Origin of the sequence: Salinimicrobium catena (assembly GCF_900102915.1) — a bacterium.
GTDB lineage: Bacteria > Bacteroidota > Bacteroidia > Flavobacteriales > Flavobacteriaceae > Salinimicrobium > Salinimicrobium catena.
Window position 1 is genome coordinate 1 of the sequence record NZ_FNGG01000024.1, and the last position, 5,588, is coordinate 5,588.

At 40.6% G+C, this 5,588-nt stretch carries 9 protein-coding genes; 8 read left to right on the forward strand and 1 reads right to left on the reverse strand.

The features are described from left to right. The first annotated feature begins 280 nt into the window (after nt 1–280). The 8 genes from BLS64_RS14995 to BLS64_RS15030 all read left to right on the forward strand — a co-directional run bounded on the left by BLS64_RS14995 (nt 281) and on the right by BLS64_RS15030 (nt 5,220). The gene (locus BLS64_RS14995; RefSeq protein ID WP_093113669.1) at nt 281–538 is read left to right on the forward strand and encodes a hypothetical protein; all 258 of its coding nucleotides are present in this window, start codon (nt 281–283) and stop codon (nt 536–538) included. Between the two features lie 241 nt (nt 539–779). Next, nucleotides 780–1,193, forward strand: a complete 414-nt coding sequence (locus BLS64_RS15000; protein WP_176763490.1) for a GNAT family N-acetyltransferase — start codon at nt 780–782, stop codon at nt 1,191–1,193. 5 nt (nt 1,194–1,198) lie between these two features. Continuing rightward, on the forward strand, nt 1,199–1,657 hold the full coding sequence (locus tag BLS64_RS15005) for a hypothetical protein (RefSeq protein ID WP_143019353.1): 459 nt from the start codon (nt 1,199–1,201) through the stop codon (nt 1,655–1,657). Between the two features lie 94 nt (nt 1,658–1,751). Then, on the forward strand, nt 1,752–2,171 hold the full coding sequence (locus tag BLS64_RS15010) for an SRPBCC family protein (RefSeq protein ID WP_093114532.1): 420 nt from the start codon (nt 1,752–1,754) through the stop codon (nt 2,169–2,171). A 21-nt stretch (nt 2,172–2,192) separates the two neighbouring features. Further along, entirely contained in the window at nt 2,193–2,678 is a 486-nt protein-coding gene (locus tag BLS64_RS15015) for a GNAT family N-acetyltransferase (RefSeq protein WP_093114533.1), read from the forward strand. Nucleotides 2,679–2,800: 122 nt separating this feature from the next. Next, nucleotides 2,801–3,532 carry a subclass B1 metallo-beta-lactamase gene (bla, locus tag BLS64_RS15020; protein ID WP_093114534.1) on the forward strand — a complete coding sequence of 244 codons (732 nt, stop codon included), beginning with the start codon at nt 2,801–2,803 and terminating at the stop codon, nt 3,530–3,532. Between the two features lie 503 nt (nt 3,533–4,035). Then, nucleotides 4,036–4,500, forward strand: coding sequence for an IS200/IS605 family transposase (tnpA, locus tag BLS64_RS15025; protein WP_093114535.1), 465 nt, complete (start codon nt 4,036–4,038; stop codon nt 4,498–4,500). A gap of 198 nt (nt 4,501–4,698) precedes the next feature. Then, nucleotides 4,699–5,220 (forward strand): hypothetical protein, encoded by a 522-nt coding sequence (locus tag BLS64_RS15030; protein WP_143019354.1) that lies wholly within the window; start codon nt 4,699–4,701, stop codon nt 5,218–5,220. 76 nt (nt 5,221–5,296) lie between these two features. Here BLS64_RS15030 and BLS64_RS15035 read toward each other — a convergent pair. Continuing rightward, nucleotides 5,297–5,588 (reverse strand): transposase (locus BLS64_RS15035; protein WP_143019355.1); only part of this gene is annotated, 292 nt, incomplete at its 5' end.

Here is a 5,588-nt window from a genome sequence, read left to right on the forward strand (position 1 = left end):
GTTGTAGCACATTTGTAGAAAACAGTAAAAGTTGATGAATGAGTATTTCGACTACTTTATGAAGAAAAAATCATATTAATATGTGGCGGACTTTTAGAGATTTAGGAGGGTTTATTTGGGTTATACTTAAACTTGGACGGACTGACTTGGAGAGTGAACAATCTAGAGAAAATTGGGAAAGAAATATTCTTACTTCAATTGTAATTTTATTAGTCCTGACCTATATCTCAATAGCATCAGAATAAAATTCGCTAAATAAAAAAGCTTTAAAACTTAGATTATGGCAGCAGGGGGACCAGCGGATCATCCACTAACTGACATCTTAATATATAATTTGGATGTGTACAACAAAAAATGCGATGATTTAGTTAGGCAAATTTCTAAATTCGTCTCTATTCACACTCTTTTTGAAATGTTCGATTGGTTTGATAATTTCTCGGCAACAGAGGAGCAACTGATAGAATTTGAAAAAGTATTATCTCTCAAACTAAATGAACTCCAATCTCTCGCTGAGTCGAATGGCTGGGAGAAAAAATAAAACGTGCTACAACAATGAATAACACAAATTGCGGAACCCTTCCAAAAATGACATTTTTGACTACCTTTAAAATAATTCTTTAACGGAAAAATTCGAGTTCCCAAGCCGCAACTTGCGTTATTCGAGACGGAACTGATCAAGATCATTTACGATGAGAAGGATAAAATTGTTGGAATTCAACCCGTTAAATTTCTGGGCAAAGTAGCAGATTGAGAACTACATCAGGAAAATTAAATCAATTTTGAACAACTACCGCCTCGAAATACGAAAATTAAAGCCCGAAGAATATCAGCTGCTACGGCAGACCACCGGCTGGGATCCCATCGCTGAGGAGGTAGTTGGAAAAGCCCTTGAAAATGATCTTTTTTCGGTCTGTGTCTTTGATGATGAAAAACTAATCGGGATTGGCAGAGTCATAGGTGACGGGGCTATTTACCTCTACATTCAGGATGTTATCGTGCATCCCGATTTCCACGGAAGGGGAGTCGGAAAGTTGATCATGGACAGCATCGAAGAATACCTGAAGAAGGCTACGAACCAAAATTCCTTTGTCGGCTTAATGGCTGCAGAAGGGGTAAAGGATTTCTATAAAAAATATGGTTACCAGGAGCGGCCGGCCGGCAGGCCCGGGATGTTTAAGTTGATCAAAAAATAACCGGCTTGAGAAAAGAACATCTTATTCTACTATGTTCAGTGCTGTTTTTGCATTCCTGTTCTGTGAACAGGACGCTGATAGAAAGGCAAAGGAACCAACATGGCTCCCTGAAATTCTATACTGAAGTTGATCTAAAAGAGGACAGGCACAGGAAGAAGCTGGTGGCAAAAGTGAACAATTCTGCCTACTACAGCTTTTATCCCGATAAGATCGTCAAACATACCAGGGAGGAAAAACAATTGATCTATACCCTGTTCTTTGAGCAAATTCCCAAAGAGATGGATGACCCGAAGTACTACCAGAAGTTATCGGCAAAAGATTCTTTGGTGTTATCAAAAGGCGACCGCATCCTGGATTCGCTCCAATGGCAAAACTATCAAAGACCCCATGGAGCTTCAGCCTTCCAGATAGAAGTGAATTTTTATCACGGTTATCCTAAAAATGAGAAGTTCAGGCCTTATTGAGCTTGACGTAACACCTGTTCTGTTATCTCCACATTTAAATATCTCAAATGTTCATTTTCTCAAAAATCAATAACTTACTTTAAAAAACAGAGATATGGCATCAAAAAAGGTAACCGTGGAGACCACTGTGGATCTTCCCGCTGAAAAAGTCTGGGAGCTGTGGACCCGTCCGGAGCACATTACTCAATGGAACTATGCCGCTGACACCTGGCACTGCCCGAGGGCAAAAAATGACCTGAGGCCGGGAGGGAAGTTCTCCTGGAGAATGGAGGCTAAAGACGGCAGTATGGGGTTCGATTACAGCGGGGAATACAACGAAGTGATACCGCACAAACACATATCCTCCACGCTGGATGACGGCCGGAAGGTATCGGTGCGTTTTACTGAATACGATGGCAAAACCCGCCTCACTGAAAATTTCGAAACAGACAATGCCCACAGCATAGAACAGCAAAAGACAGGCTGGCAGGCAATTCTGGATAACTTCAGAAATTATGCATCAAAAGCTCATTAATGTCGAACAGCAAATTTTTCAATGAAGATCATTAAAAGAAAGGAGCTGACTTCAGCTCAAAAACAAGAAATACTGGAGCTCTGGAACAAAGAGTATCCGCAGGAACTTCAGTATAAGAAGCTTTCAGATCTTGAAAATTACCTCACCGGGCTTGAGGATCAGCGCCACATGCTATTGCTTGATGAAAATGACAAGGTACAAGGATGGTATGCTGACTTCAAAAGAGAAAACGAAAGGTGGTTTCTCGTGATCCTGGATTCTGAGGTCCAGGGAAGGAAATTCGGCGCCAGGTTCATGGAAATGGCCAAAGCCTCTCACGAGGAGCTGAATGGCTGGGTGGTCTCCTCAGAGGGTTATTTTAAGCTAAACGGGGAAAAGTACGATCCGCCCCTGAAGTTCTATAAGAAACTGGGTTTTCAGATCCTGGAAAATGTCCGGCTGGAAAATCAACCGATCAGTGCCATCAAGATCAAATGGACAAAGTGGATCAATAGTAAATCGACATAAGATAAATTTAACTTGCAGCACCGGCAGGTAAGCTGCGTCTTTAGCAAATCAAACTTACCTACCGCGGAATCGCAGGAAGTCACCATTCCTATAATTAGAAAATTTCTGGATATTTTTGGAGAATGAAAAAATTCATAACAGTAGTCTTCCTTTTCCTGGGAACTTTTATGACGGCCCAGATTCAGGAAACCGCATATTCCAGTCCGCTCCTTAAGATCGAAAAACTGGCAGAAGATCTGTTCGTGCATACTTCTTATATAGAGATCGAGCATTACGGAAATTTTCCCGCCAACGGGATGATCTACTTCGATGGAAGTGAGGCCATTGTTTTTGATACGCCGATTGATAATGCTGCTTCGGAAGAATTGTTCGAATGGGTAGAAATCGAAAGAGAGAAGAATATCATAGCGGTGATGATCAATCATTTTCACATCGACTGCCTTGGTGGATTGGAAGCCTTCCACAAAAAAGGTGTCAGCTCTTATGCAAGCGAAGTCACTATACTACTAGCGAAAGAAAACGGGATGGAACATCTGCCGCAAACCGCTTTTGATCAGAAAGTGGAGATCAAAGTGGGTGATGAAAATACGATCACGGAATTCCCTGGTCAGGGACATACTCCGGATAATATGGTGAGCTATCTCCCGGGTAAAAAGGCCCTTTTTGGAGGCTGTTTGGTGAAGGAAATGAACGCCGGAAAGGGAAATCTTTCCGATGCAAATGTGGAGGAGTGGCCAAAGACAGTAAGGCTTCTGAAAAACAAGTATCCTGAAGCGGAATTCGTAATTCCGGGCCATGGCAAAGTTGGAGGTAAAGAACTTCTGGATTATACCATAAGATTGTTTGAAGAATGATGAGGAGAGGACAGGACAGTGCTCTTATGGCTCGACTTAATCAATTTTTTTAGGTGGCCCAAAGACCCTAAAGGGACAAAATTTAATGATAAAAGGGATGAAATGTTTGTGCGACCCCGGAGGGGGTCGAATACGCTTCATTAATGATCCTGCTATCAATATTTGATCCCTTCGGGATCTCGGCCATAGTGATCATAAATTTTACCACCCTAAAAGAATTGAGTTACAACGGTTCTTTTAATACTTGAACTTTTGTGATCAATCCTTACATACAAATATTTAAAGGGCGAATTTAGGTTGACATAGTGAAATGGATTTGACGCAATAAGACCCCGAAGGGGTCATAAATTTATAGAGGAAAGTGTGAACGGTTTCACACGACCCCGAGGGGGTCGCATTTCCAGGCTTATATTCGCTAACCAGATTGTTACAGAATCATGGACAGATTAACACCTTCTTCGGCTTTTATTTTTATTAAATTAGGATAAGAAAAAAAGAATCCAATGCCGGGCACCTTCTCCCAAATTTACATCCAATTAGTATTTGCTGTTAAAGGGCGGCGTAGTTTGATCTCTGAGCAGTGGGAACAGGAACTTTATAAATACATAACAGGAATAGTCACGAATAAGAATCAGAAGTTATTGGCTATAAATGGAATGCCAGATCACATCCATATTCTTATTGGGATGAAACCTTCTTGCTGCTTATCAGACCTGGTCAGGGAGATCAAAAAAGCCTCTAACGAATTTATCAAGACAAAAGGTTATTCAAGATCAAAATTCGACTGGCAGGAAGGTTACGGAGCTTTTTCTTATTCTCATTTAGCCCTGGATAATGTTATTCAATATATTCATAATCAGAAGGAGCATCACAGAAGAAGGACTTTTCAGGAGGAATACAAAGATTTTCTAATCAAATATAAAATAGACCATAAAGAGGAATATTTATTTGACTGGATCGAAGAATAAAACATTTTTGTGCACCTCCTGAAAAATCGGATTCTTCAATTTTTAAAAATTTTGTTATAGTTCAATTCCTTCGGAATTATTCTCATTCCTTCAAAAAAGCTTTATCCAATGGATTCTTTAGGGTCTAAAAAGAATTAATTTTGTCTCGTGTTGCACCAAATGGTGATCTTACACATCAACTCTACCAATCAGAAAAAAATGAAACACATTTTTACCACCCTGGCCTTAATTCTCAGTCTCCATACGGGCTATGGTCAGGAGAAATTAGAACGCCTGGATTACTTTATCGGTAACTGGCAGGGAGTGGAAACAGGGGTGGCCGGTAATGGCATCGGTTTCCGGACGTACCAATATGAATTGGGAGATAACTACATCTTTGTCGAGAACCAGTCAACCTTTCCTGTTTCAGAGAAAAAGCCCATGGGGGAAGTGCACCGGGATAAAGGCATCTTCAGCTATAATAAGAATATAGAAAATATTGTTTTGCGACAATTCCATGTCGAAGGCTTCACCAACATCTATGAGCTGAACACTGCTCAGTCGAATGAGGAAAAACTGGTCTTCGTGACCCGGGAGATCGAGAATAACCCCGGTAACTGGAAAGCAAAACTTATTCTTACCAAAGACTCTGAAGAGCACTTCACGGAAGAATTTCTTATTGCCATTGATGGAAGCAATTTCAAACCCTTTTTGAAGAACACCTGGACCCGGGTGAAGTGAACCTCTCTGCTGTCAGTTCGAGCCTGCCTGTATCCTATGGTTAAAGCAAATTATTTATTATAGTTTTTTTTTATTTTCAGGAGGCAAATTTCATTGTATTGACATAAGGAGTTCCTCTCTTAATGACAGCAAAGGCTCGCGCTAATAACTTGTTCCTGATGATGTTAATTGTACTCATTTTATTTTTTCCCATTTGCACTCTTCTCTCATAAAAAGTCTTTATCTCCGGATTGTATTGGATTGCTGTTGTTGCGCATAAACTCAATAAAGTCTTGCCTTCCTTTTGAGCTAAGCGACTAACTTTTGTTTTTCCCCTAATACTTGTACCAGATTGATGAGGAAAAGGAGCAATTCCACAATAGGAAGCG